Genomic DNA, 25,560 nt, shown 5'->3' with positions numbered 1-25,560 from the left:
TTTTGGTTTCTTTTAATTACTATCGCTCCGTCTCAAAAAATTCAATCCATTCTCCATCAGGACCAGCGAAGAATATGTAACGTGTTCCGTCTGGCAATGTTTCAATTTCTTCTCCTAATAAAAAAGTTACTTGTAAATGTTTTAGCCTTTGAATTTCATCTTCTAAGGAATCTACTTTAAAGCAAATGTGATGTACTTTTCCTTCTGTTGGAAGAGAAGCGTTATAGCCTTCAATAAGTTCTAATATTGTTTCTTTTGATTCTTCTGCACCTAAAAAAGCAAGTTTTAGATTGGGATCGGGATGTCCCATACGTTTCAGCAGTTGTAATCCAACTACTTCTTTGTAAAAGGAAATCGAAGTTTCTAAGTTTGCAACCATAAGACCTACGTGTTCAATTCTTCTTACTGGCATATAGAATCCTTCTTTCTGAAAATTTTATATATATCATAATATGGAATGTTAAGAAAATAAGCAAGATATAAATCTTACAAATATTAGTGTGATATATGATATAGTGAGAAAGTATGTTTGGAGAGAAGGAAGGAGACGATTTTATGAATACAACTCAGCAAACTCCTTCATTAACGGAAACGATGAAAGAGTGGCATCAAGCGTTAGCTTATGAAATTAAACATTGGAAAACGATAGGTGGAAGTAATATTTCTATCATAAATGGTCGTTTTTTATATACAGATTATGAAAATACAGTTTACGTATTTCAGCTTATTTCGGAGGTCAGCTTACCTGAAGGTTCACCTATTCGAATTGAGTTCGACGGCGAGGAAGCGACCGGGGAAGTATTATCAGCACATGGGTTAGAAATAGAATTGAAATTAAATGATTATATTCAAGGTGAAATTAGAGAAGCTGTTTTATACAGTGAACCGTGGCAACTGTTAGAACAACTTCAGGAGCGATTAAAAGAAGCGAGAAAAGAAAAGCAGAAGCGTCAACGTATAAGACGTTTATTAGATGGAACGAACACGCCGAAGCATATTGAAAAAATGAAAAATCCGAAAAATGAATTAGCGTATCGAGCGTTTTACAATGCGACAACATACGTTTGGGGACCACCTGGAACAGGAAAGTCGTATAATTTATCACGGATTATTTCTGCTCATTATCAAAAAGGAAAATCGGTTCTTGTATTAGCGCATAGTAATGCGGCAGTGGACGTGTTAATGAGTGAAGTTACGAAGCAAATTGAGAAGAAAAATAAATGGACGCCAGGAGAAATTGTTCGTTATGGTTTTAGCCAACATGAACATATACGTAATCACGAGACATTACTTGCTTCAAGACTTGTAGAAACGACAAATGGTTCATGGGGGGAAGAAAGACTTTATTTAGAAGAGATGCGCCAAGATTTGCGCGAAAAAATACTATCTTATAAAGCGACTGCTTCTGATAAGAAACGCATGCAAGAAATTGAAAGTGATCTTCGAAAACAGAGAGCGAAAATGAAAGAAGTAGAAAGAGAGTATATTGAAAATGCACAAGTAATTGGTGCAACATTATCAAAATGCGCAATTGATGCGCTGATTTATGAACGTACATTTGATCTAGTTATAGTAGATGAAGTCAGTATGGCGTATGTTCCGCAAATTGCTTTAGCAGCTGCACTTGGAAAACGAATTGTCATCTGCGGAGATTTCTTGCAGTTGCCGCCAATCGCAATGGCGAACCATGAACTTGTTCGAAAATGGCTTTGTGAAGATATATTTTATCATGTGGGAATTGTAGAATCTGTCAATCAATCTGAAGCGCATCCGAATGTATATATGTTGCAGGAACAAAGACGGATGCATGCGGATATCGCGAAATTTACAAATTCATTTATATATAAAAATAGAGTCTATGATCATCCGTCTGTTTCAAAGCGTAAAGAACTAGCAAAGTTACAACCGTTCGCAAACGAGGCAACTGTTTTATTTGATACGAGCCTAATGGGGGCTTATTCTTTAAAAGATGCTGCTTCCGGATCGCGTTTTAATATGATGTCTGGCTTAGTGGCGATACAAATGATTTTAATTGGAGTATTAGATGGTGTTCAATCAATTGGTGTTGTGACGCCGTACCGAGCGCAATCTCGCTTTTTATCAACAGGTATAAGAGAGATGTTGCAAAAAACGAAATATCGGAATGTACCAGTTTTAGCAGCAACGGTTCATAAATTTCAAGGTTCTGAAAGGGATATGATAATATTTGATACGGTTGATAGTTACCCGCAAGAGCGCCCTGGTGTGCTATTTTTTGATCACAAAAATCATCGCCTTGTGAATGTAGCCGTAACAAGGGCGAGAGGGAAGTTCATTCAGCTGTCAGATTGTCAATATATGCGTAAAAATCTTTCAAGAAAACAAGCATTATCACAGTTAACCGCTCATATAGAGCGCCACGGAAATGTGTATGATCGCACAACATCACGTCAAATATGGGAGCGGAAAATTACGAAGCGCTTACGTTGGTTTATGGAAATGAATCTAGAGGAACCAAAAGGGGTACTAAAAGATATTTTGACGGCAAAACGAAAAATTGTTTTATCGTTGCCAAGTACAAGGAAAATTGATAAGAGAGTATGGCAAGCGTTAATGCGTACGAATGCACAAGTAACGATTTATAGTGATGGTTCTATTCCGCTAAAAAATGTAAGAGTACAAAGACAAAATAAATCGTTCCCGTTTTTAGTCATTGATGATGAAATCTTTTGGGCAGGAGCTCCGTTAACATCGCAAATGATGTTTGAAGGGAGTCCGGAATTTCCGTATATATGTGCAAGACTGGAAGCACCAGAAACAATTGGTGTATTAACAGGATTTTTAGATATTCGGTAAAATCAGATAGGAATTCCTTGACATTTACTCGGAATAACAATAGAATAAAAATAATTTAATGTAATTTTGTGAAAATTCTTATCTCGAGAGGTGGAGGGACTGGCCCTATGAAGCCTCGGCAGCGGATTCTTTATGAATACTGTGCCAATTCCAGCAAGTAATAGACTTGAAAGATAAGAAAGAAGCGTAGTTTGAATGTATATGCGAAAGCCTCTTTCTATCTTTTAGGAAAGAGGCTTTTTTACGTGTAAATAAAAGGGGGAGTAAAGGAAATGGGAATAACAAAAGTAACATCACATCGTAACATCATTCAAGAGAGTATTGAAAAACATAAAGAAAAGTATATTCAAACAAGTCATGCTATTCATGCGAATCCTGAAATCGGTAATCAAGAATTCTTCGCATCTCGAACGTTAAGTTTACTACTCGGCAGCGCGGGATTTCAATTGCAACACAATATCGCTGGACATGAAACAGGATTTATTGCAAGAAAAAGTTCAGGAAAAGCAGGGCCTACCATCGCTTTTTTAGCAGAGTATGATGCATTGCCTGGACTAGGTCATGCTTGTGGTCATAATTTAATTGGAACAATTAGCGTGGCGGCGGCGATTGCTTTATCAGAAACGCTTGAAGAGATTGGCGGTGAGATTGTTGTGTTTGGCACGCCAGCGGAAGAAGGGGGACCAAATGGAAGTGCAAAAGCTAGCTATGTGAAAGCGGGATTATTTCATCATGTTGATGCGGCGCTTATGATTCATCCTAGTGGGAAAACAGCAACAACAAGTCCGTCTCTTGCGGTAGATCCACTTGATTTTCACTTTTACGGGAAATCAGCGCATGCAGCAGCTTCACCGGAGGAAGGGATTAATGCATTAGATGCCATCATTCAATTGTACAATGGCATTAATGCACTTCGCCAGCAGCTACCTGCGGATGTGAAAATTCACGGTGTGATTACAGAAGGAGGAAAGGCTCCAAATATTATTCCAGATTATGCGGTGGCTCGTTTCTTTATTCGTGCAGCAACGCGGAAAAGATGTACAGAAGTGACGGAAAAGGTGAAAAATATTGCACAAGGAGCGGCATTAGCTACCGGGACAACAGTAAAAATAGATCCATTTCAAAATGAAATTGATGAGTTGCTTATAACAAAAACATTGAATGAAGTAGTTGCTGAAGAATTAGAATCGCTTGGAGAAAACGTGCATCGAAAAGAAAGATTTGGTATTGGCTCAACAGATGCAGGGAACGTCAGTCAAGTTGTTCCAACCATCCATCCATATATTAAAATTGGCCCAGACGATTTAATCGCTCATACAAATGAGTTTAGAGAAGCAGCTCGTTCTGAATTGGGAGATAAGGCGCTCATTACAGCTGCGAAAGCGCTCGCTTATACAGCATATCGTTTAATGACGGAAGAAGGAACGCTTGAGCAGGTGAAAGAAGAATTTAAAGAAGTGAAGAGAAATCAATAAAAGAACGGGAAAGAAGTTTGAAGGCATCTTTAAACTTCTTTCTTCTTTTGTAAAATATGAAATCAGCACAAAAGGAATCGAGTAGATTCATGAGAAAAAGAGAAAGAGTACGTACAGCGGGATTGTGTTGCTTATCATCCGAAGTTAAATGTTTTTTACGAAAAGCACGGATATAAATATCGAAAAAGGGTGAAAAAATAACTTTTCATCCAAAAGTATTTCTTATCATTCATTCTCTTATATCCTTTCAGTTGTTATTCAAAATATTACAGTAAAAAAGGAATATAAAATGTTTATGCGGAATATTTAGAAAACTAGGAGGTGTAAGAGAAATGGGGCAAATGGAATTAGAAAACAAAGTCTTAAAAGCTGGTGTAGGGAAAGGAATTATTGTTCGTTTTATTTTTGCTAGTTTTGTGGGAGTATTTATGTTTTTTGTGCCTGTAACAATGAATGGTACTTCATCTATTATGATTGACCATATTGTATCATGGATTCGATCAGCCGCTTCATTAGCTGTACCGTACTACGCTTTCGGTGTAATGGTAATTGGTGCGATTTATCCTTTTTACACGAAGAAATGGAAGGCATCATTTGTGGATATTTGTTTTTCTTTTTTGAAAGTGATTGGAGTTATATTTGGGGCATTATATTGTTTGAAAGTCGGACCAACTTGGTTTTTTGCGCCGGATGTAGGCCCATTTTTGTATGAGAAGTTAGTTATATTAGTAAGTTTACTTGTTCCAATCGGTTCGGCATTTTTAGCACTATTAGTAGGATATGGCTTACTTGAATTCATCGGTACGTTTTGCCGACCAATTATGAGGCCATTATGGAAGACACCAGGGCGCTCTGCGATTGATGCGGTTGCTTCTTTTGTCGGAAGCTATTCGCTCGCTCTTCTCATTACGAATCGTGTTTTTAAAGAAGGAAAGTATACGATAAAGGAAGCGGCGATTATCGCAACTGGTTTTTCAACTGTATCTGCCACATTTATGATCATCATTGCAAAAACATTAAATATTATGTACATATGGAATTTATATTTTTGGACCACGCTTATCGTAACATTTATTGTAACCGCTATCACAGTCAGAATCCCACCACTTCGAACAAAACCAGATACATATATTACAAAAGAAGGATTTCCAGAGCCGATTTATAAGGAAAGGATGTTTGCACGCGCTTGGGAAGATGCGCTGGAAGTTTCGAAATCAGCACCGAGTCTACTGAAAAATATTGCAATCAATTTAAAAGATGGGTTCATTATGACAATGGGAATTTTACCATCTATTATGTCTGTTGGATTAATCGGAATCTTATTAGCAAAATATACACCAGTGTTTGATTGGATTAGCTATATATTTTATCCATTTATGTTATTGATGCAAGTTCCAGAAGCTGATTTGGCGGCGAAATCAGCTTCTGTTGGAATCGCTGAAATGTTTTTGCCATCTTTGCTCGTAACGAGTGCACCGCTCGTCACGAAATTTGTTATCGCAGTGGTCTCGGTATCTTCTATTCTCTTTTTCTCAGCTTCAATTCCTTGTATTTTATCTACAGATATTCCATTAAAGGTTTCTGAACTTATCATTTTATACGTAGAAAGAACAATTTTAACTGTACTCATTATTACGCCAATTGCCTATATATTGTTGTAACGAAAGGCTCACCAAAAGTGGGCCTTTTGAAAGTATTTGAAGGGAGTTTTACATATTTTCGCTATTTTAGGAAAGTCCAACTGCTAAGAGTTAACTATCAGTGAGGAGGAAGGAAAGCTTCATTGATTAAAGTTTCTCTTATTGCATACGCCTTTGAAGAACTGAAAAGGCTACGCCGTACAGATTAAGACAAATGCACGAAATACAAAAGCGCAGCGTGCTATTAAAGAGGGAATATTATGAAATGAAAGATAGCTATCAAATGGCTATGTAAGAGATGCGGTTGTATATAGTATCATTGTGAGGGAATGCCGCTTATAAAAGAACAGCTTCATCAAAAATTACATGCATATCAATAATGATACAAAAGTATATACGCCATAAAGGCAGAATGTATACCTTTTTTCTTACAAAATGGTATCTTCTTTTAGATACTTTTGTTTCATCATTCCCTTCTATAGAAAAATTCGTTACAATGGAGTAGTATGAAATACAATTTGTAAGTGTTTGATATGTAAAATGCTCCATAAATAAGAATGAATAAACAATCCTCTATTTGAATGAAAACCCTTTACTGCACATAGGCTAAAAAGTGCCTTCTTTCAAATAAATTCAAATGAAATAATTTACATATATTTTTTAGAAGTATGGATGATGCGCGGAGGCTAGTACAAATGGAACAAAAGAAGAAAAGTAAAAAAAGAAGAGTGTTACAAGTATTCTTGCTTATGATTAGCTCTATGATTCTCTTTGTAAGTTATGCAGCTTACGATATTTGGAGCTATCGATTTAAAACAGATAAGGTGGATACAGATGCTGCTGTTGTACTTGGAGCAGCTGCTTGGAACGGAAAACCATCTCCTGTATTTCGTGAACGAATTAACCATGCGATCTCCTTGTATCAGAACGGTAATATTAAAAAAATTATTTTTACAGGTGGAACAAAATTTGAAGCGGAACTGGAAGAAGCTCGTACTGCGAAAGCGTACGCATTGAAACGTAATGTAAAAGACGAAGATATTTTAATTGAAACAAAGTCACGTTTTACAGAAGATAATTTAAAAAATGCAAAACAGGTTGGTATGGAGCATGGATTGCAAACATACACGATTGTAAGTGACCCTCTTCATATGAAGCGAGCGATGCAAATTGCCAAGCATATAGGGATGGATGCATACGCGTCCCCGACACCTACGTCAGCATATAAGTCGCTAGATACAGAGATTCCTTTCTTTTTTAAAGAATTATGCTCCTATATTGGTTACATGACTTCTTTACCGATACGTGCATTAAAAGGAGAGTAGTATGAGAGAATTTCCTATCTTTTGATGGGAAGTTTTCTTATCGCTTTAAAACATTGTATTTTTATCGGAATAATGTAACAATGATTGTGGGATTTCATATAGTAGTTGAGAGAATGACAGTATGGAACTTTTATCCCGCTATTTTAGGGCAGCCCGATTGGTGAGGGCTCATAATCAGTGGGGGATGAAGAAAACCCCCACTGATTAAAGTTTCACTTTATGAATAGTATACGGTAGAAAGAGAAACGATTTTTTGATTATTTACATATAAGAAAAAGAAGAAAGAGTATACTTTCGCCAACGAATAGAAATTTTCGTTTCAATAACTCGAAATAAAGGGGATAGTAAGATGACAATTTCATTTGTAGAAACAGAAGAACAATCTTTATGGATTGAAAAGATACAGAAGTTTCTTCCAAAGTTTCAGGAAAGGGAGTGTGAACTTCGTGAATTAGGCTCTTTTCCGTTTGAGAATATAAACGAGTTAAAAGATATCGGTTATACAACTTTAACGCTTCCGAAAGACTGCGGGGGACAAGAGATTTCGCTCTATGATTTTGTTTTATATCAAGAGAAAATTGCAGAAGGAGATGGAGCGACTGCTTTATCAATTGGATGGCATCTTGGTATCGTGAAAGAACTTACGGAAAATCAATCTTGGAAGCCGGATATGTTCGCATGGTTTTGTGAGGAAGTGAAGAAAGGTGCCCTTTTTAATCGAGCCGCGACAGAACGAAAGACAGGAAGCCCGACACGTGGCGGGCGACCAGAAACGTTAGCGGTGAAAAAGGGTGAAAAGTGGATTATAAACGGAAGAAAGACATTTACAACGATGGCGCCAATGCTTGATTATTTCATTATTTCTGCAAGTATTGAAGGACGGGAGGAGATTGGAGAGTTTGTCGTTCCAAGAGCACAAAAAGGTGTTTCCATTGAAGAAACATGGGATAGTGTTGCGATGCGGGGAACAGCGAGTCATGATCTCGTATTGCGAAATGTAGAAATTTCTGATAAATATTTTACGGATATAAAAGGATCGCAATCAAAACCAAAAGGAGTGGGATGGTTACTTCATATACCGGCATGTTATTTAGGAATTGCACAAGCTGCTCGGAACTATGCGCTCCGGTTTGCTGAATCGTATCAACCGAATAGTTTAAAGCATCCAATCAGCTCACTGCCCAATATTAGAAGATTAGTAGGAGAGTTAGAACTTGAATTGATGCAAGCTCGTATGTTTCTATATCAAATAGCAAAAAAGTATGATGAAGTTGATGATAAGCAGTCCTTACAAGCAGAATTAGCAGCGGCGAAATATATTGCAACGAATGCAGCAATTTCCGTTGTTGATAAAGCGATGCGCATTGTTGGTGCGAAAAGTTTATCAGAAAAAAATCCATTACACCGTTATTATTTAAATGTGAGGGCAGGATTACACAATCCACCAATGGATGATGTGACAATCTCATTGATGGCTAATTCTGCTTTTCACTCAATAGGATAAGAGAAAAATAGGCATCTAAAAAGAGGGGAATACATTTGTCCTTTTTAGATGCTATCTTTTATTAAGAGTGCACTTTTACATGAGGGATGATGGTATCATAAAGGTAGTGGGAAGAAGTTAGTTTAATATGCTACGATTATTCATCCTTTTTGATTATAAGGATTTAAAAATCTTTCTTTTGCAATATCATTTTGATGTTTTATTAGAGAAAGCTATGTTTCTGCATAGTACTCCTGTATAATAGGAATGAAAAAGTACGAAACGAGGTATGTTCATGCTGGAAGTCATTGCAACTTGTCTAGAAGATGTGAAACGAATTGAAAAAGCTGGCGGAAATCGAATAGAACTGATTGCAGCATATACGGAAGGTGGATTGACGCCTAGTTATGCATTGATAAAAGCGGCGGTGGAGGCAGTAAATATACCTATTCACGTTATGATTCGTCCTCATGCAAAATCATTTATATATACACAAGAAGAAATTGAATTAATGAAAGAAGATATTCAAATTGCACAAAGCCTTGGGGTAGCAGGGGTTGTACTCGGTGTACTAACGGAAGAAAACAAGATTGACGAAGAGAAACTAGCGGACTTATTGTCTGTGGTGGATGGAGTAAATGTAACGTTTCACCGTGCTATCGATGAGGTAGAGGATCTAGTAGGAACGGTAGAAATATTGCGAAAGTTCGATAAAGTTACGCATATTTTAACTTCTGGTGGTACTGGATATATTGTAGAAAATATTCCTGTTCTTGCTGAAATGAAAAAAGCAAGTGAGGAAGAGATCGAGCTAATTATTGGGAGCGGTGTGACGCGAGAAAATATCGAGAAATTGCTACATGATACAGGAATTAAGCAAGTGCACGTAGGTACTGCTGCTCGCGAAGGAAAATCTTGTTTTGCTGAAATTGATCAAAATGCAATTCGAAGTCTATTAAATGTAATAGTATAATGATAGGAGAGTAGCGAGAAAATGGAAAAAGATAAGAAGAAAGATACAAAAAAAGAATTGATTTCATGGATTAAAACAATAGCAATTACATTAGGACTTGTTTTTATTATTCGAGAAGTTTTATTTATTCCTTCACTTGTACAAGGTGAATCGATGATGCCAACTTTAGAAAATAATGAACGTGTTCTAGTGAATAAAATTGGATACAATATAAAAGGATTAGAGCGTTTTGATATTGTTATTTTCCATGGAAAAGAAGGTTATGATTTAGTGAAACGAGTAATTGGCTTACCTGGTGATACAATTGAATATAAAAATGATGTTTTATATGTAAATGGAAAACCAGTTGATGAACCATATTTGGCAAAGTATAAAAAGAAAGCAAATGGAATATTAACACCTGACTTTACATTAGAACAAATTACAGGAAAAACGAAAGTGCCGAAAGGACAAGTTTTTGTATTAGGGGATAACCGTAAAGTTTCAAAAGATGGTCGTATGTTTGGATTTATTTCGGAGGATGAAATTGTCGGAAAAGGCGAAGCGGTCTTTTGGCCAGTGCAACATATAAGAGCATTATAAAAAAGCAGGAGTCTTTGACTTCTGCTTTTTGTTTGCTTTACTGAAATAGATTCAGAGAGTAATCTTTGTGAAATTTCAAGAAATATTGTATAAATTGAAAGAATGTTTTATAATTTCAAATTATACGTTTATTTCGAAAGATGGGATTGTAGTTCCATTTTTCAGAACTTAGGGGAGTTAAGATGAGTATAAACAAAACAGCGATAAAAACCATGGATATTTTAGCATTATTTTATGAACATGAAGAGTTAACATTAACGGAGATGGTTCAGCTTGCAGGAATGCCAAAGACAACGGTGCATCGTTTAATTGGATCGCTTGAAGAAATGGAATTTTTACAGAAAACAGTGAGAGGAAGCTATCGGCTCGGTTTTATATTTTTACGTTTTGGACAACTTGTGTCAAAGCGATTATCTGTACGAAATATTGCCAAACCGCATATGAAACGACTAAGGAATCGTCTTGGACAAGCTGTTAATTTAATTATTCAAGATGGCAATGAAGCGATTTATATTGAAAAGATAGATGGAGATAAGCCTGTTCGAGTCTATACAGAAATCGGGAAACGAGCACCTTTATATGCTGGAGCATGTCCACGCATTTTATTGTCTTATTTTTCAGAAGAAGAGCAAAAGAAATATATAGAGGAAACGAATTTAGAACGATTTGCAGATGGAACAATCGTTCATAAAGAGCGATTGTTAGAAGTGCTGCGTGCTGCAAAGAATAAGGGGTATACAATAAGCTATTCTGAATTGGAAAATCATACTGCGGCTATTGCAGCACCAATATTGGCAGCTGATGGGGAAGTAGTGGCAGGAATTAGTATCTCAGGATTAGCAATCGAGTATAACGAAACAACGATTCCGAAGTTTATTACAGAAATACAAGAAACCGCACAAAATATTTCAAAAGAACTTGGCTGGAGGGAAGAGAAAGAAGGGGCATGATGAAATTTTCAGCATTGGGAGATCAAGCAGTAGTTGTGACATTTGGAGAAAGAATTCGTATAGAAGTATATAAGAAAGTGCAAAAGTTATTTCAATTATTAAACAAAAAGCCATTTATAGGAATGATTGAGTGTGTACCATCTTTTACATCTTTAGCGGTTTATTATGATTTGTATACAGTTTGGAAACATAATGAAAGCAATGCAATGCCATATGACTACATATGTAATTATATCCGTGATTTGTTCTTAAGTTGTGAGAAGACGATAAGAAAAGTAGAGGATTCTATTTTCATACCTGTTTGTTACGGTGGACAATATGGTCCGGATTTAGAAGATGTTGCCGCATATCATAATTTGCAGGTAGAGGATGTAATCCGCATCCATAGCGAGGTAACTTATTTTGTTTATATGCTAGGCTTTACGCCGGGGTTCCCATATTTGGGCGGGTTACCGAGCGAGCTAGAAACACCAAGAAAAGAAACACCATGTTTACAAATCGCACCAGGTTCGGTCGGAATCGGCGGAAGTCAAACAGGCATCTATCCATTAGAAACACCAGGAGGTTGGCATATTATTGGCCGAACACCTATTTCTTTATTTCAGCCACATGAAAATCCGCCTACATATGTACAAAGTGGAATGTATTTACGATTTATCCCAATAACAGAAGAAGAGTATGTAGCTTTAGAGGGAGATTAGACATGAATGTAGAGGTTTTACATGCTGGAATGTTTACAACTGTTCAAGATATAGGGAGATATCATTATCAACAATATGGTGTTCCTGTTGGCGGTGCCATGGATCGGATGGCATTGCGAATTGCAAATATATTAGTGGGGAATAAAGAGAATGAAGCAGGATTAGAAATTACAATGATGGGTCCAAAACTGCTTATTAAAAAGACAACGTTACTTGCAATTGGGGGAGCGGATATAGGGGCTGTATTAAATGGGGAGCCTATTCCATTATGGCGGCCGATTGTAGCAAAAGAAGGAAGTATGCTTTGCTTTAGGAGGGGGGAATTTGGGTGTAGAACATATGTTGCATTTGCAGGTGGAATCGATGTAGCATGCAGTATGGGAAGCAAAAGTACATATGTGCGTGCTTCTATAGGAGGAATCGAAGGAAGAGCGCTAAAGGAAGGGGATCAGTTACAAATTGGAATCCCTTCCTCTGTTGCAACTTGTATGATAGAGAAATTGTTAGATGAAAAAAGAATATATACGCAATGGGGAGTATGTAGACATATACTACCAAAATATAGTCGTTATCCAGTCATTCGCATTATAACTGATTTTGAATGGAATGAATTTAGTAAAGAAAGCCAGGCCTCCTTTTTTACAAAGGAATATAAGGTATCTCCTTATGCTGATCGCATGGGGTATCGTTTGAAAGGTGAGCATTTAAAGAGAATAGAAGATTATGAGGTTTTATCGAGCGCTGTAACATTTGGAACGGTTCAAGTGCCACCAGGTGGACAACCTATTATTTTAATGGCTGATAGACAAACGACGGGTGGATACCCGCGAATCGGAAATGTTATTTCCGTTGACTTGCCTATTTTAGCACAATTAAAGCCAAGTGATTATGTTACATTTGTCCAAACTTCCATGGAAGAAGCAGCGGCGCTTTACATAGAGCAAGAAAGAAATGTAAGGCTATTACAAAAGTTTATCAATCTACAAGAATAGGAGAGGAAGAGAGGAATGATTTCTATTGATTTAAATTGTGATTTAGGAGAAGGATTTGGAGCATATCAAATTGGAAATGATGATGCCATTCTTCCGTTTGTTTCATCTGTAAATATCGCATGTGGTTTTCATGCAGGTGATCCATCTATTATGCGACAAACAGTTGAAAAAGCATTGCAACATGATGTGGAGATAGGTGCTCACCCTGGTTTTCCGGATTTAATTGGATTCGGTAGAAGGATAATAGGAGTGTCACCAGATGAAGTATATAACTATGTTGTATATCAAATAGGGGCGTTAGATGGATTTGTAAGAGCGGCGGGAGGAAAGATGCATCATGTAAAACCACATGGCGCGCTCTATAATATGGCTGCTACTAACTTAGAAATTGCAGAAGCAATTGCAAGAGCCATTCATGATATAAATCCAAAGTTATATTTGTATGGCTTAGCCAATAGCGCATTTATACAAGCTGTAAAAAAATACGAATTACGTCTTGTACAAGAAGCTTTTGCCGATCGTACCTATCAACCCGATGGGACATTAACGAGCCGTACCGAGAAGTATGCGCTGATTAAAAATGAAGAGACGGCAATCCATCAAGTGTTACAGATGGTACAAGAAGGTAAGATAAAGGCTATGGATGGAACGGTTATTACGATGCATCCACAAACGATTTGTTTGCATGGTGATGGTGAGAAAGCTGTGCAATTTGCGGAGAGAATATACAGAACATTTAGGCTAAATGGTATTTTTGTTTGTGCACCTAAATAATACAAGGAGATGATAGAGATGGTGAAGTTAATAGGGATATTGCTTGTTGCTGTAGGATTTTTATTTCGCTTAAATACATTGCTAGTTGTTATGGTAGCAGGAGTTGTAACAGGTATGGTGTCGGGGATGAGTTTTTATGAGGTTATAAGCATGTTTGGAACATTTTTTATAGAGAACAGATATATGTCTATGCCTATTTTGTTGACTCTTCCGGTGATCGGTATATTAGAGCGATATGGGTTAAAGGAACGAGCAGAAGCATTGATTACGAAATCGAAAGGAGCTACAACTGGGAGAGTACTTATGTCCTATTTTACCATTCGGGAAGCTTCAGCGGCAGTAGGTCTTAATATTGGTGGGCATGCACAAACAGTAAGACCCTTAGTTGCACCGATGGCAGAAGGGGCTGCGCAAGGACGATATGGAAAGCTTCCTGAAACATTGAAAGAGAAAATTAAAGCGAATGCGGCGGCAGCGGAAAATACAGCATGGTTTTTTGGGGAAGATATTTTCATCGCAACGGGTGCTATTTTATTAATGAAAGGTTTTTTTTGACTCTGTAGGAATGCATGTAGGTGTTTGGGATATGGCACTATGGGGAATTCCGACGGCTCTTTCAGCCTTTTTTGTCAGTTGGGTTCGATTTAGACAGTTTGATAAACAAATTGCAGTTGTTATGAAAAAAGAAAAACAACCAAGTAAGGAGGTAATGTAGAGTGAGCCTTATTACGCTAGATACAATTTATTATTTGTTAGGATTTATTGTAGCTTTTATAGCTATTCGCGTGGCATTTGATAAACAGCATCCAAATCGGATTGGCTCTAGTTTATTTTGGGCATTATTTTCTATTACATTTCTATTTGGAAAAATAATCGCTCCTTTTTACATTGGTTGTATGGTGTTAGTGATGGTTATTTTAGCATCTATCAATAAAGTAACGAAATCAAATGAGAAAGAAGCTCCTACTGAAGAACGTGTAAAACAGGCAGAAAAACTTAAAAATAAAATCTTTCTACCAGCAATTTTAATCCCGATTTTTACAATCGTTGGTACATTGACATTAGGTAAAATGAAATTTGGAAATGTGTCTTTAGTAGACCCTGAAAAAGTAACATTAATTGCATTAGCATTAGGAGCATTGCTTGCTTTCGCTATGGCAATGGGAATTACAAAGGCGAAAATGACGGCGCCTGTACAAGAAGGAAGTAGACTATTACAAGCTGTCGGCTGGGCTGTGATTTTGCCACAAATGTTAGCGGCGCTTGGTGGGATTTTTTCAAAGTCAGGTGTTGGACAAGTTGTTTCTGATTTAGTTGGTCAAGTGTTGCCGACAGAATATCCATTTATTGCTGTGATGGCGTATTGTTTAGGGATGATGTTATTTACAGTTGTAATGGGAAATGCCTTTGCTGCTTTTGCTGTAATTACAGGTGGAATAGGGCTGCCTTTAATCGTTCAAATGCATGGCGGTAATCCGGCTATTATGGCAGCACTTGGTATGTTTGCAGGATATTGTGGAACATTGTTAACGCCAATGGCAGCCAACTTTAATATTGTCCCAGCAATGTTATTAGAGTTAAAAGATAAAAATGCAGTCATTAAGGCACAAGCACCGATTGCTATTACTATTTTTGTAATCAATATGTTAATTATGTACGGACTTGTATATCACTTTTAATAGGGAGTGTTGTAGATGAAAACGGTATTGTTAACAGGGTTTGACCCTTTTGGAGGAGAAAAAATCAATCCTGCGTGGGAAGTAGCCAAAGCATTACATGAAAAAGAAGGAAATGGATATAAGGTAATTAGCAAACAGATTCCAACAGTATTTCATAAGTCAATCGAACAGCTAGAGTCATATATAGATGAGTTTAATCCAGAACTAATCATTTGCATTGGACAAGCTGGAGGAAGGGCTGATATAACAGTAGAGCGTGTTGCAATTAATGTCGATGATGCAAGGATTCCAGATAATGAGAATTATCAACCAATCGATGTTCCAATTATAGAAGATGGGCCTGTTGCATATTGGTCGACACTTCCTATAAAGGCGATTGTAAAGAAACTTCGGGAGGAAGGAATACCAGCTTCTGTATCACAAACTGCTGGTACTTTTGTTTGTAACCACCTTTTCTATGGACTGATGCATCGATTAGCGATAAAGAATAAAAGTACGCGCGGTGGCTTTGTACATATTCCATTTCTTCCTGAGCAAGCTAGTCTTCATGCTAATCAGCCAAGCATGTCGCTTTCTACGATTATAGCGGGTATCCAATTATTAATTGAAGTTGCATTACAAGTGGAAAAAGATATTGTAGAGTGTGGGGGAACTACACATTAAGACAATGATAACTGGTATAATGTAGAAAGAAATCTACATAGAGGTGAGAGTTATGCAACAATACGAAGAAGTTCGCTCCATTCTAGAAAATGCAAAGAAAATAACGGTATTAACTGGCGCAGGTGCAAGTACAGAAAGTGGAATACCTGATTTTCGCTCAGCAAATGGATTATATGCGGATGCAAAAGTAGAAATGTATTTATCGAGGGGATATTATAATCGCGATCCGAAAGAATTTTGGAAACATTATAAAGAGATTTTTCAAATTCGTACATTTCATCAATATAAGCCGAATCGTGGACATATATTTTTAGCAAAGTTAGAAGAAGAAGGAAAAGATGTGACTATATTAACACAAAATATTGATGGCTTACACCAATTAGGTGGTAGTAAACATGTAATCGATTTACATGGAACATTGCAAACAGCGCATTGTCCGAAATGTAAAACGAAATACGATTTACAATATATGATTCATCATGAAGTACCGCGCTGTGAAATGTGTAATTTTATTTTAAATCCAGATGTTGTTTTATATGGCGATACACTGCCACAATATCAAAATGCACTTCAACGTTTATATGAAACGGATGTATTATTAGTTATGGGAACGTCCTTAAAAGTACAACCAGTTGCATCATTTCCGCAAATTGCAAAGAGAGAAGTAGGAGCAACAACCATTTTAGTAAACGAGGAATTAACGGGGCAAGAACATCATTTCGATTATGTATTTCAGCTTAAGATTGGTGACTTTGCAAAGAGAATGTAAAAAATTCACGCACTCCTTTTTCAAAAGCAAAATTAATAGACGAAGTGAAAACAGTAGAATATCTCATCTATCTTTCTAGCGAAATCTTACGCCGATGAATTCAAAGGAGATTAAATGGAGGAGAAGTTACGAATGCATTCGCACGTGCGGAAAACAAGGTGAATTTCGAGAACGAACAATACAAGGCCAGTTGCAGCGTGCCAGCGTATTAAAAATAATCTATGTAATCAGCATCTAGAATACTGTGTATCTGCCTCAAGTTATTGAACATATGAAGAAGATTGGTGAATACCGAGAAGAGTTGCTTCCTCATATCACAATGGCTGGGAGCATATTAATTTTCTAGGTGCATACAACCTTGCTGCTGTCAGCACCCCCTCATTCATTAGGATATAAAAATGCCCTGATTTCCTGCTTATCGTAAGGAAATCAGGGGGTTATCTCTCAAAAGATACCTTAGCGTATGCTAAGATTCTTTCAACATAAAGATTGTTGATAACTTGTACGTGTCAGTAATATCATCTAGCTGTAGAGTGCCGAAAAAAAGTAACGAAAGAGAACCGCAACACTGCCTAAAACTAGGACGCTTATCACATCCACAAACACACAAAATGAAGAAGCCTTCTTCATTCGTTGTTGCTCTTTAATTTGTTCAGCAATAGCTGCAACATGAATACACTCCATATATAGGTCGTTAGCATCTGTTTTTTTCACGCTAACTTTTATACTTGTATACTCAAAATTCCTTTGATTTGTTTTTTGATGGCAAAACATGTTTCTCTATTCTTTCATATAGAGTAAGAAATTGTTTGATAAAAGAAGATTTTGGTACTAACCAATACGAAAATAACGCTGAAACACATCCTATTAAAGACCCTATTGCAACATCAAAAGGATAATGAACTCCTACCCAAATACGAGAAATCGCTACACAAAATGCAAGGATAAGCCATAACCATCCAGTCTTTTTACGAACAAGCCAAAACGAAAAACAAATCGAAAAAAAGAGAATCGTATGGTCACTAGGGAATGAATTATCTACAGCATGGTCGACAAGTTTATTAACATTAGGCAATACTGCAAACGGTTGATAATTCAAATGAAATTTCCCTGCTATTTTTCCAATCACCTCAGCAATCACAAAAGCAACCATCGCTTGAATAACCATCATCCTACTTTTTCTGACCCCGGTAAACCAATAAGCTATAATAATTAAACCAAAAATATATACCATATATTCTGCCAAAAATACCATGGCTGAGTTTAGGAATGAATATTGTTTACCTAAATCATTAATTGCTCGAAAAATATCAATATTGAATTGAGAAAAAGACATTTTCAAATCCCTCCTTTATAGTAAGGTGTTTAACCAATTGCTCTATCCCTTCATTACATGAATAGTTTTGATTATTGTATCCATCTAAAAATACCAACCTTCTTGTACGCTTATAATTTTATTATAGGAAAAGAGGTTTAAATGGGACTTAACTACTTCTTAATTATTTCTTAACTATGTGAATGTACTGTTTCTTCCTCTAACATGACGTTTTCACTTAAAAAAATAAGCGGCATACGTACGTATATTTCGACTAACGTTTTTAAATGCGAGCTGAGAAAACGTCATCTTCCTTCCTCTCCCATACTTTTTTACTTTCATAAAAATAGGTATCACCATGAGTATGACATCTCCTTCTTATTTCTTCTTTTTCACTATAATAAAAAAAGAAAAAGGAAAACATCGAACTTTCTTACATACATTCGTGTATTCTTACAGCTTTGTCATTTTGTAAATGTGTTCATCACCTTACCTTTCGCTATTTTCAAAAACTCTTGTAACTCTGGGTTTATATTCGTCTTTCGGTATACAATGGCTAGTTCCGCAACAATTTTAGAATCACATATTTCTTTGTAAGCAACTTCTGATTGATATAATGTATTTGCAGACACCTATCCGCTGTTAATTCAATAAGAAAAATTCTATATTTCTAATACACGTTTTTGATCGAGCTTTAATTTAAACCTACAAAGAATTAAGGGAAGTACCCAAAACGACCGTTAATGCGGGATAAAAAATATTACGCAAACTCAGGTCCAAAAATAAAAAAGCCTAACATACTAGTCATATATAATATGTTAGGACTCTTATATTTTAGGTTTCTTTGAATTTCGGTCTTGAGACGTACGATTTCCGCGTTTTGACATCAGGCCCCTTTTATTAAGAGGGAAAAAGTTTTTTGTATTTTAAGAAGTATGTTTAAATAAAACATATGAAATGGGAAGAGAGGTATAACGAATTATTGATTTAAAAATTATTTAGAATACGCTATTTGACAAGAAATAAGTATATCCTGTAAATGAAAATCATTAAAAGAAAGGCGAGGGGAAGAGAGGAAAAATACCAGCAAACATAAGTATGCTTGCTGGTATGCATTTATTATAGTTCACATTTATCAAGTGGAACGATTTTAGTTTTCTTTACAAATTTATAACCAAGCCAAATGATAAGGAAGAGTGGAAGTCCAATATAGGAAACGAGTACACCGTTCCAATCGATAGATTCCCCCATAAATGCGCCATAGTTTTGTCCCAAAATAACGATTAGGCAAAGTGTAAAGGCGAAGATTGGACCAAATGGGAACCATTTTGCTTTATACGGTAAATCATTTAAGTCTTTTCCTTGGGCAATATATGCTTTACGGAAGCGGTAGTGACTAATAGCGATTCCGATCCAAGCAATAAAGCCGGACATTCCAGATGCGTTTAATAACCAAACGTATACAATACCATCTCCGAATAATGAAGCTAAGAATGCTGCGCTACCAACTAATGATGTAGCGATTAAAGCATTTACTGGTACACCACGTTTATTTAGTTTTCCTAAAAACTTCGGTGCTTTTCCTTGACGAGCTAAATCCCAAAGCATACGAGTAGAAGCATACATTCCAGAGTTTCCAGCAGATAGAACAGCAGTTAAAATAACAGCATTCATAACAGAAGCAGCGAAAGCGACACCAGCTTTTTCAAATACAAGTGTAAATGGACTCACGGTAACATCGCTTGCAGCAAGACTATCTGTTGTATAAGGAATCAATAATCCGATTACAAGAATAGCAAAAATATAAAATAGTAAAATGCGCCAAAAGATAGAACGAATTGCTTTTGGAATGCTGCGCTCTGGATCAGAAGTTTCGCCTGCGGCTACACCTAATAATTCAGTTCCTTGGAATGAGAATCCAGCTGCCATAAAGACACCGATAATAGCCATAATGCCGCCGCTAAATGGTGCATCTGCAACTGTGAAATTTTTAAAACCGACTGGCTCTCCGCCCATAATGCCGAAAATCATCATAAATCCAACAATTAAAAAGAGAATAACAGTTGCTACTTTAATGAGTGCAAACCAATATTCCGCTTCGCCAAATCCTTTAACAGATAAATAGTTTAAAAGAAACATAATAGCTAAACAAATGGCACTCCAAATAAGAGAAGGAGTATTTGGAAACCAAAATTTCATAATTAATGTCACAGCAGCAAGCTCTGCTGCAATTGTGATTGCCCAGTTATACCAATAATTCCAGCCAAGTGCAAATCCGAGTGATGGATCAACGAATTTTGTTGCGTATGTGCTAAAAGACCCAGCGACAGGCATATATGCTGCTAATTCAGCTAAGCTTGTCATTAAAAAATAAACCATAATTCCAATTGCGACATATGCGACAAGTGCACCGCCAGGACCAGCTGAGTGAATAACACCACCGCTGGCAAGAAATAAACCAGTACCAATTGTACCGCCGAGAGAAATCATTGTAAGGTGACGCGATTTCAGACCTCGTCTCAGTTCACCTTGATTTTGTGTGGATTGTTGCGTTTTAGAGGTAGCTTGATCTGCTATGTTATTCATGTGTAACACTCCTTTTTTTAAGATAGGAAGGAGCGGGGGAATATAAAAAAACGCCAAAGGACTTTGGCGGAACGTTTCAAAATAACCACCCCATCATACCCTTCCGTTAAGATAGCACCCCACGTTTACACGGTATTTTGTAAACGTGACAGTTCTGTTCCTATTCGGAGACAGCCCCAACTTATATTCCCAGAGAAGAAATATAAACTTCGGCAACTTTTCCTTTCAAACGGGGTCATAGACATTCTCTGTGTCTCATCCGCTTTACTCTTAAAAGCCGCAACCTCTACCTCATCGGATTGATGAGGATTTGTTTATTGTTATGATTTTTAATATATGGCAATTGTAATGACTTTTTGAAAATATTGCAAGGGATTTTTGTAGGAAAGGATCAAAAAAGTTGGTTATTACATCGGAAACGTTTTCAAAACTCCGCCCGAACCTATTTTGTATGTAAATAGAATGATAAAAAAGTTGTTATACAAATGTTTCGCAAAAAAGAAGAGAAAATCCTTTAAAAATTAAAAGAAAATTCAGAAAAAGACAAAATGTAACGAGATATGTAATGTTAAATGAACATTCATTATTTATTGATGGACTTTTAAAAAGCGTATTGAAGGAAGGGGAATGCGTTTAGCAACAAACAGATTATACCATGTACAGGAGAAACGCTTTATATTACGGCTGAACAAAGATACGATAACGGATCACATATTGAAAATTATGTGCGGAAATTAAAAGAAGATGCTTCTTTGTTGTATTGAGGAAGTTAGTTTGTTGTTCGAAAAAGCGATGGTGTGATGATTGGTGACATTGGATTTAAAGGCGCACCAAATAGATAGAAAGAAGTGGAAATTGGATAGGGGGTCTTGAGGAACGTTGGAACAAGAGATATGCAACGGAAGCAGCTGAAGTGCTGGTTCTCTGGGCATTTCAGACTTCAAAAGTTGAAACAATGCGAGCTAAAATACTTCATAATAACATCAAGTCTATTCGTGTGCTGGAAACATGAAATACGAAACAAGTAGGCAAAACGGAAAAGATGATAAAGCAACAATTAAGATAGCGTAGAATAGATAAAAAAGCATGATCCTTTAAGCGGTATCATGCTTTTGATATTAAGGTAATATTTGTTTTTGGTCAGTTGGATAGTTAACGCTTTGCTTTGTTAACTGGGAGTGGTTACGAATAGATAAAAATAGAGCGATAATAATGATAAGTCCTACAGCGATATAAGAAAGTGTAATAATCGTTGGATCTACTTGGAGTGCTGTAAGAAGTGTTCGAATATTTGTGAAGATAATCAATCCACCAACAAGTACGCCAAGTAAATGAGACGGTACAATTCGAACTAACCATGCTGCAATCGGAGCGGCAATAATCCCACCTAGCATTAAAGCGAATACCCAAATCCAGCTTACTTGTTCCCATCCTAAAGAAATAAAAAAACCAATTGTCGCTGCTAATGCGACAGGAAATTCGCTCGTATCTACAGAACCAATCACTTTTCTTGCTTCATTCCCACGCGCGAGAAGTACTGGTGTAGTGATAGGGCCCCAGCCCCCGCCGCCAGTTGAGTCAATGAATCCCGCAAATAAACCGAGAGGAATCAGTTGTTTGCTAGACATACGTGTATTAGATGTAACAATTTGTTTTTGAATAATAAATCGTAATAAAATATAGACACCTAAAGAGAATAAAAATAAAGAAATGTATGGTTTAATTACGTCACCAGGTAAATTGCTTAAAAAACAAGCTCCGACAAAAGCGCCGATTGCCCCTGGTAATGTAAGCCTTGAAACAGTATATTTATCGACATTTCCAAAGCGTGCATGAGAAAATCCAGATGCGGCTGTTGTGACCACTTCAGCTAAATGAACAGAAGCAGAGGCAACGGCTGGTGCGATTCCAAACATTAATAATAATGAGGTAGATGTGACCCCGTACGCCATTCCAAGTGCTCCATCAATGAGTTGAGCAAAAAAACCAATAATAGCAAAGACAATTAATTTCTGCATATATAATCCCCCTGTAATAATAAATAAAAAGGCTCTTTTCTCAAGTGAGAAAAGAGCCTTTGGTTTTTCCAATCAGCATAATATAAATTTTTAATTATTATAATGCATATTAAAACCATAAATCAACTAGGTTTTGAAAAGTTTTTTGAATTGATTGAAATAACGGAATGATTATATAATAAAAAGATGTAGATGAGAGGAGGGAAAAGCATGTTAGCATTTGATCATCTTGTTCATGCTGTTCGGTGTACACCAAAAGAAGCGGAAAGACAAATGAAGGAACTCGGATTTCATACAGTACAAGGCGGAGAACATACGAACTGGGGAACATGGAATAGTTTAAGTTATTTTGATTTATCGTATATTGAATTTTTAGCAGTTAGGGATGAGGAACAAGCAAAGCAAGCGGATAATCCACTCGTTCAGGAGACTGTGGAGAAACTACAAAATGGAGAAGGAATGCTCCAAATTGCGCTTCGTACAAATCGTATTGAAGAATTAGCTACAAAATTCGTAGAAAAAGGCATACAAGTGAAAGGACCATTCGAAGGTAAACGAATGAGAAATGATGAACATCTCATAGAATGGAAAATGTTATTTGTGGAGCAGGAAGAAAGTAGTCCGAAATTACCGTTCTTTATACAATGGGAAGAATGTGATACAGATAGAAGGAGAGATTTACAACAATGTGGCGTCATTGCACCACATCGTAATGATGTAAAAGAAATGCAAACTATATACTATACTGTGAAAAATGTATGTGAAACCGTGGAACGATGGAAGGAGCTATTGGAAGTACAAGTAAATTCTCCTCAAGTTTATAAAGAATGGAATGCGATTTGTCAAAGTGTATTTCTTGGAAATGTAACGATTCAATTTTGTGAGCCAATCGGTGAAGGGATTATACAGGAACAGTTAGAACAAAATGGGGAATATCCTTTTGCGGTGGAATTACAAGGAACGCATCATCTTAAGAGTAAAAAACAAGTGTTAGGTAGTGTATACATCTATTAAGCAGAGGAATCGATGTGCAAGAAGTTTTAACTGAATTAGAAAAACGATTAAATTGATCTCATATCGTAAAGTGTACCGTTATTTCAAAAGGGTTTTCGCCAGATCAAAAGTATAAAATTGAACTAGAAAACCGTGAGCGTTATTTTATAAAAGTATGTGATCGTGTAGCTCGTAAACGTAAAGAGGAAGAATACGGATATATGAGTCGTTTGGAATTATTAGCGATACCAATGCCTAAACTACTTCATGTTGTAAATCTTGATTCATGCAATCAATGTGTACAAGTGTTTGAATGGATGGAAGGAGAAGATGGAAAAGATATACTTGCTAAATTGACTAAGAAAGAGCAATACATAGCTGGAAAAAGAGCGGGAGAAGTATTAAAGGCAATTCATACTGTGAAGGAAAAGAATGTAGAAGAATCTTGGAAAACGTTACGATGGAATAAATATAAGAAATACTTGCAAGCATTAGAAGAATATGAGACGGATTTTATTGATATAAAACAAGTGTTAACTTTTGTAGAAACTCATAAACATCTATTACAAGACCGTCCGGTTGTATTTTTACATGACGACTTTCACCCAGCGAATCTTATGTTTTATCGTAATGAGTTTCGTGCTGTTATTGACTTTGCAAGATTTGATTTTGGAGATCCAATTCATGATTTTTATAAATTACCTTTGTTTACAGTCGATACGAGTGTACCATTTGCAGTTGGACAAATTCACGGATATTGCGAGGGTGAACCACCGCTTCATTTTTGGAAGTTATATGCCTTGTACGCAGCAATGATTTTTCCCGCAGATATTGTGTGGACACATCGAATCACACCTAACTTAGTAGAGAAAATGAAAATAAGGTTAAGAAGAATTGTAGAAGAGCATAATGGTTTTACATCGTATATTCCAAATTGGTATAAACCTTTAATAAATATAGAATAACAGGAGGTGTACGTATGGATAAAATAGCAATTATTTCAGATATTCACGGCAATATTCCTGCGTTAGAGACAGTTCTTGAAGATATAAAATTAAGAGGGATAGAGCGAATTTTTTGTTTAGGTGACTTAGTAGGGAAAGGGCCGCAGTCTAGCGATGTCATTGATATTGTTCGTAAAGAATGCGAGCAAGTTGTAATGGGAAACTGGGATGACTTCATCACAAAGCCGACTGAATTTGAAACATTAAAGTGGCATCAAAATCAGCTTTCAGAAGAACAAATGGATTATTTAAGAGAACTGCCGTTTTCAATAGAATTTATGATGAGCGGAAAATTGATTCGGATGTTTCATGCTTCGCCTAGAAGTGTATATGAAAGAATTCAGCCACATGCTACAAGAGAAGAGCGGATGAGTATGTTTGAAAATAGTCATGTGACACAAAATATAGAAGGTGATAGAAAGCCAGATATTGTTTGCTATGGAGATGTCCACCAAGCGTTTGTGCAAAACTTTAAAGGAAAAACATTATGTAATGCTGGGAGTGTAGGAAATCCACTTGAGATTACACAATCTTCTTATTTAATCTTTGAAGGTATATATGATCAAAAAGAGCCGGCGAGTTTTTCGATTCAACTTGTCCGCCTCCCATATAACATTGAACTTGCGATACAAATAGCGAAAGAATGTAATATGCCAGAAATTGATGCTTATATACAAGAATTGACGACAGCTCAATATCGCGGATTAAAAAAATAGATTCATACAGTCACGTAAGGGCTTGTAAGAGAAAGTTCTATTTTGATATATTAATATACAGCTTTTGGTATATAAATTATAATGAAT

General features: G+C 36.5%; 22 protein-coding genes, 2 pseudogenes and 2 riboswitches. Of the genes and pseudogenes, 20 read left to right on the top strand and 4 right to left on the bottom strand.

Annotation, left to right across the window (positions count from 1 at the left end; translation table 11 throughout):
- Positions 1-19: 19 nt before the first annotated feature.
- Positions 20-412: a VOC family protein gene (locus tag MR059_RS12810; protein ID WP_012094531.1), complete on the bottom strand. Its 393-nt coding sequence runs from the start codon at positions 410-412 to the stop codon at positions 20-22.
- Positions 413-525: 113 nt separating this feature from the next.
- Here MR059_RS12810 and MR059_RS12805 point away from each other — a divergent pair, with 113 nt between their 5' ends.
- The 16 genes and pseudogenes from MR059_RS12805 to MR059_RS12730 all read left to right on the top strand — a co-directional run.
- A complete protein-coding gene (locus tag MR059_RS12805; protein ID WP_012094530.1) occupies positions 526-2,835 on the top strand; it encodes an AAA domain-containing protein in 2,310 nt (769 codons plus the stop codon).
- A 75-nt stretch (positions 2,836-2,910) separates the two neighbouring features.
- Positions 2,911-3,015, top strand: a riboswitch (SAM riboswitch).
- Positions 3,016-3,107: 92 nt separating this feature from the next.
- The gene (locus MR059_RS12800; protein ID WP_242161821.1) at positions 3,108-4,310 is read left to right on the top strand and encodes a M20 family metallopeptidase; all 1,203 of its coding nucleotides are present in this window, start codon (positions 3,108-3,110) and stop codon (positions 4,308-4,310) included.
- A gap of 332 nt (positions 4,311-4,642) precedes the next feature.
- Positions 4,643-5,971, top strand: a complete 1,329-nt coding sequence (locus MR059_RS12795; RefSeq protein ID WP_242161820.1) for a YjiH family protein — start codon at positions 4,643-4,645, stop codon at positions 5,969-5,971.
- Positions 5,972-6,645: 674 nt separating this feature from the next.
- Positions 6,646-7,275: a YdcF family protein gene (locus tag MR059_RS12790; protein WP_012094526.1), complete on the top strand. Its 630-nt coding sequence runs from the start codon at positions 6,646-6,648 to the stop codon at positions 7,273-7,275.
- 349 nt (positions 7,276-7,624) lie between these two features.
- Positions 7,625-8,779, top strand: a complete 1,155-nt coding sequence (locus MR059_RS12785; protein ID WP_012094525.1) for an acyl-CoA dehydrogenase family protein — start codon at positions 7,625-7,627, stop codon at positions 8,777-8,779.
- A gap of 274 nt (positions 8,780-9,053) precedes the next feature.
- Complete coding sequence (locus MR059_RS12780; RefSeq protein WP_087095040.1) at positions 9,054-9,731, top strand: copper homeostasis protein CutC; 678 nt, start codon at positions 9,054-9,056, stop codon at positions 9,729-9,731.
- Between the two features lie 21 nt (positions 9,732-9,752).
- Positions 9,753-10,313: a signal peptidase I gene (lepB, locus tag MR059_RS12775; RefSeq protein ID WP_012094523.1), complete on the top strand. Its 561-nt coding sequence runs from the start codon at positions 9,753-9,755 to the stop codon at positions 10,311-10,313.
- Between the two features lie 182 nt (positions 10,314-10,495).
- On the top strand, positions 10,496-11,263 hold the full coding sequence (locus MR059_RS12770; protein ID WP_012094522.1) for an IclR family transcriptional regulator: 768 nt from the start codon (positions 10,496-10,498) through the stop codon (positions 11,261-11,263).
- Complete coding sequence (gene pxpB, locus MR059_RS12765; protein ID WP_012094521.1) at positions 11,263-11,964, top strand: 5-oxoprolinase subunit PxpB; 702 nt, start codon at positions 11,263-11,265, stop codon at positions 11,962-11,964. The genes MR059_RS12770 and pxpB overlap by 1 nt, the downstream gene beginning before the upstream one ends.
- A 2-nt stretch (positions 11,965-11,966) precedes the next feature.
- The gene (locus MR059_RS12760; protein WP_012094520.1) at positions 11,967-12,956 is read left to right on the top strand and encodes a 5-oxoprolinase subunit C family protein; all 990 of its coding nucleotides are present in this window, start codon (positions 11,967-11,969) and stop codon (positions 12,954-12,956) included.
- A 15-nt stretch (positions 12,957-12,971) separates the two neighbouring features.
- A complete protein-coding gene (gene pxpA, locus MR059_RS12755) occupies positions 12,972-13,730 on the top strand; it encodes a 5-oxoprolinase subunit PxpA (RefSeq protein ID WP_012094519.1) in 759 nt (252 codons plus the stop codon).
- Positions 13,731-13,748: 18 nt separating this feature from the next.
- Positions 13,749-14,445: pseudogene (locus tag MR059_RS12750) on the top strand (DUF969 domain-containing protein).
- Position 14,446: 1 nt separating this feature from the next.
- A complete protein-coding gene (locus MR059_RS12745; RefSeq protein WP_012094518.1) occupies positions 14,447-15,409 on the top strand; it encodes a DUF979 domain-containing protein in 963 nt (320 codons plus the stop codon).
- 15 nt (positions 15,410-15,424) lie between these two features.
- Positions 15,425-16,072, top strand: coding sequence for a pyroglutamyl-peptidase I (gene pcp / locus MR059_RS12740; protein ID WP_012094517.1), 648 nt, complete (start codon positions 15,425-15,427; stop codon positions 16,070-16,072).
- 52 nt (positions 16,073-16,124) lie between these two features.
- Positions 16,125-16,841, top strand: coding sequence for an NAD-dependent protein deacylase (locus tag MR059_RS12735; RefSeq protein WP_012094516.1), 717 nt, complete (start codon positions 16,125-16,127; stop codon positions 16,839-16,841).
- Between the two features lie 47 nt (positions 16,842-16,888).
- Positions 16,889-17,237 (top strand): annotated as a pseudogene (locus MR059_RS12730) (Tn3 family transposase); the annotation flags it as partial.
- Between the two features lie 340 nt (positions 17,238-17,577).
- On the opposite strand, the gene MR059_RS12725 reads toward MR059_RS12730, so the two are convergent.
- A complete protein-coding gene (locus MR059_RS12725) occupies positions 17,578-18,177 on the bottom strand; it encodes an undecaprenyl-diphosphatase (RefSeq protein ID WP_012094515.1) in 600 nt (199 codons plus the stop codon).
- Between the two features lie 1,098 nt (positions 18,178-19,275).
- Positions 19,276-20,742, bottom strand: coding sequence for an amino acid permease (locus MR059_RS12720; RefSeq protein WP_012094513.1), 1,467 nt, complete (start codon positions 20,740-20,742; stop codon positions 19,276-19,278).
- A gap of 104 nt (positions 20,743-20,846) precedes the next feature.
- Positions 20,847-21,039, bottom strand: a riboswitch (Lysine riboswitch).
- A gap of 541 nt (positions 21,040-21,580) precedes the next feature.
- Here MR059_RS12720 and MR059_RS22290 point away from each other — a divergent pair.
- Positions 21,581-21,754, top strand: coding sequence for a GNAT family N-acetyltransferase (locus MR059_RS22290; protein WP_087098814.1), 174 nt, complete (start codon positions 21,581-21,583; stop codon positions 21,752-21,754).
- Between the two features lie 106 nt (positions 21,755-21,860).
- Here the strand turns inward: MR059_RS22290 and MR059_RS12710 are convergent, their stop codons facing one another.
- Positions 21,861-22,760, bottom strand: coding sequence for a sulfite exporter TauE/SafE family protein (locus tag MR059_RS12710; RefSeq protein ID WP_012094512.1), 900 nt, complete (start codon positions 22,758-22,760; stop codon positions 21,861-21,863).
- Positions 22,761-22,970: 210 nt separating this feature from the next.
- Here MR059_RS12710 and MR059_RS12705 point away from each other — a divergent pair, with 210 nt between their 5' ends.
- The 3 genes from MR059_RS12705 to MR059_RS12695 all read left to right on the top strand — a co-directional run bounded on the left by MR059_RS12705 (position 22,971) and on the right by MR059_RS12695 (position 25,473).
- A complete protein-coding gene (locus MR059_RS12705; RefSeq protein WP_012094511.1) occupies positions 22,971-23,774 on the top strand; it encodes a VOC family protein in 804 nt (267 codons plus the stop codon).
- A gap of 62 nt (positions 23,775-23,836) precedes the next feature.
- Complete coding sequence (locus tag MR059_RS12700) at positions 23,837-24,718, top strand: aminoglycoside phosphotransferase family protein (protein WP_237701333.1); 882 nt, start codon at positions 23,837-23,839, stop codon at positions 24,716-24,718.
- Positions 24,719-24,732: 14 nt separating this feature from the next.
- The gene (locus tag MR059_RS12695; RefSeq protein WP_012094510.1) at positions 24,733-25,473 is read left to right on the top strand and encodes a metallophosphoesterase family protein; all 741 of its coding nucleotides are present in this window, start codon (positions 24,733-24,735) and stop codon (positions 25,471-25,473) included.
- The last annotated feature ends 87 nt before the right edge of the window (positions 25,474-25,560 follow it).

It is taken from the genome of Bacillus cereus group sp. BfR-BA-01522, assembly GCF_022662635.1.
Lineage (GTDB): Bacteria > Bacillota > Bacilli > Bacillales > Bacillaceae_G > Bacillus_A > Bacillus_A cytotoxicus.
Note: the sequence above shows the minus strand (reverse complement) of the source record. Positions and strands in the feature narration are given on the sequence as shown.

Bases quoted from the DNA above. Each gene is read 5' to 3' on its own strand.
- MR059_RS12735 (WP_012094516.1), top strand. From the start codon at position 16,125: ATGCAACAATACGAAGAAGTTCGCTCCATTCTAGAAAATGCAAAGAAA.
- MR059_RS12780 (WP_087095040.1), top strand. From the start codon at position 9,054: ATGCTGGAAGTCATTGCAACTTGTCTAGAAGATGTGAAACGAATTGAA.
- MR059_RS12790 (WP_012094526.1), top strand. From the start codon at position 6,646: ATGGAACAAAAGAAGAAAAGTAAAAAAAGAAGAGTGTTACAAGTATTC.
- MR059_RS12770 (WP_012094522.1), top strand. From the start codon at position 10,496: ATGAGTATAAACAAAACAGCGATAAAAACCATGGATATTTTAGCATTA.
- MR059_RS12760 (WP_012094520.1), top strand. From the start codon at position 11,967: ATGAATGTAGAGGTTTTACATGCTGGAATGTTTACAACTGTTCAAGAT.
- MR059_RS12695 (WP_012094510.1), top strand. From the start codon at position 24,733: ATGGATAAAATAGCAATTATTTCAGATATTCACGGCAATATTCCTGCG.
- MR059_RS12795 (WP_242161820.1), top strand. From the start codon at position 4,643: ATGGGGCAAATGGAATTAGAAAACAAAGTCTTAAAAGCTGGTGTAGGG.
- MR059_RS12705 (WP_012094511.1), top strand. From the start codon at position 22,971: ATGTTAGCATTTGATCATCTTGTTCATGCTGTTCGGTGTACACCAAAA.
- pcp (WP_012094517.1), top strand. From the start codon at position 15,425: ATGAAAACGGTATTGTTAACAGGGTTTGACCCTTTTGGAGGAGAAAAA.
- MR059_RS12810 (WP_012094531.1), bottom strand. From the start codon at position 412: ATGCCAGTAAGAAGAATTGAACACGTAGGTCTTATGGTTGCAAACTTA.
- MR059_RS12785 (WP_012094525.1), top strand. From the start codon at position 7,625: ATGACAATTTCATTTGTAGAAACAGAAGAACAATCTTTATGGATTGAA.
- pxpA (WP_012094519.1), top strand. From the start codon at position 12,972: ATGATTTCTATTGATTTAAATTGTGATTTAGGAGAAGGATTTGGAGCA.
- MR059_RS12720 (WP_012094513.1), bottom strand. From the start codon at position 20,742: ATGAATAACATAGCAGATCAAGCTACCTCTAAAACGCAACAATCCACA.
- MR059_RS12800 (WP_242161821.1), top strand. From the start codon at position 3,108: ATGGGAATAACAAAAGTAACATCACATCGTAACATCATTCAAGAGAGT.
- MR059_RS12710 (WP_012094512.1), bottom strand. From the start codon at position 22,760: ATGCAGAAATTAATTGTCTTTGCTATTATTGGTTTTTTTGCTCAACTC.
- pxpB (WP_012094521.1), top strand. From the start codon at position 11,263: ATGAAATTTTCAGCATTGGGAGATCAAGCAGTAGTTGTGACATTTGGA.
- MR059_RS12725 (WP_012094515.1), bottom strand. From the start codon at position 18,177: ATGTCTTTTTCTCAATTCAATATTGATATTTTTCGAGCAATTAATGAT.
- lepB (WP_012094523.1), top strand. From the start codon at position 9,753: ATGGAAAAAGATAAGAAGAAAGATACAAAAAAAGAATTGATTTCATGG.
- MR059_RS12805 (WP_012094530.1), top strand. From the start codon at position 526: ATGTTTGGAGAGAAGGAAGGAGACGATTTTATGAATACAACTCAGCAA.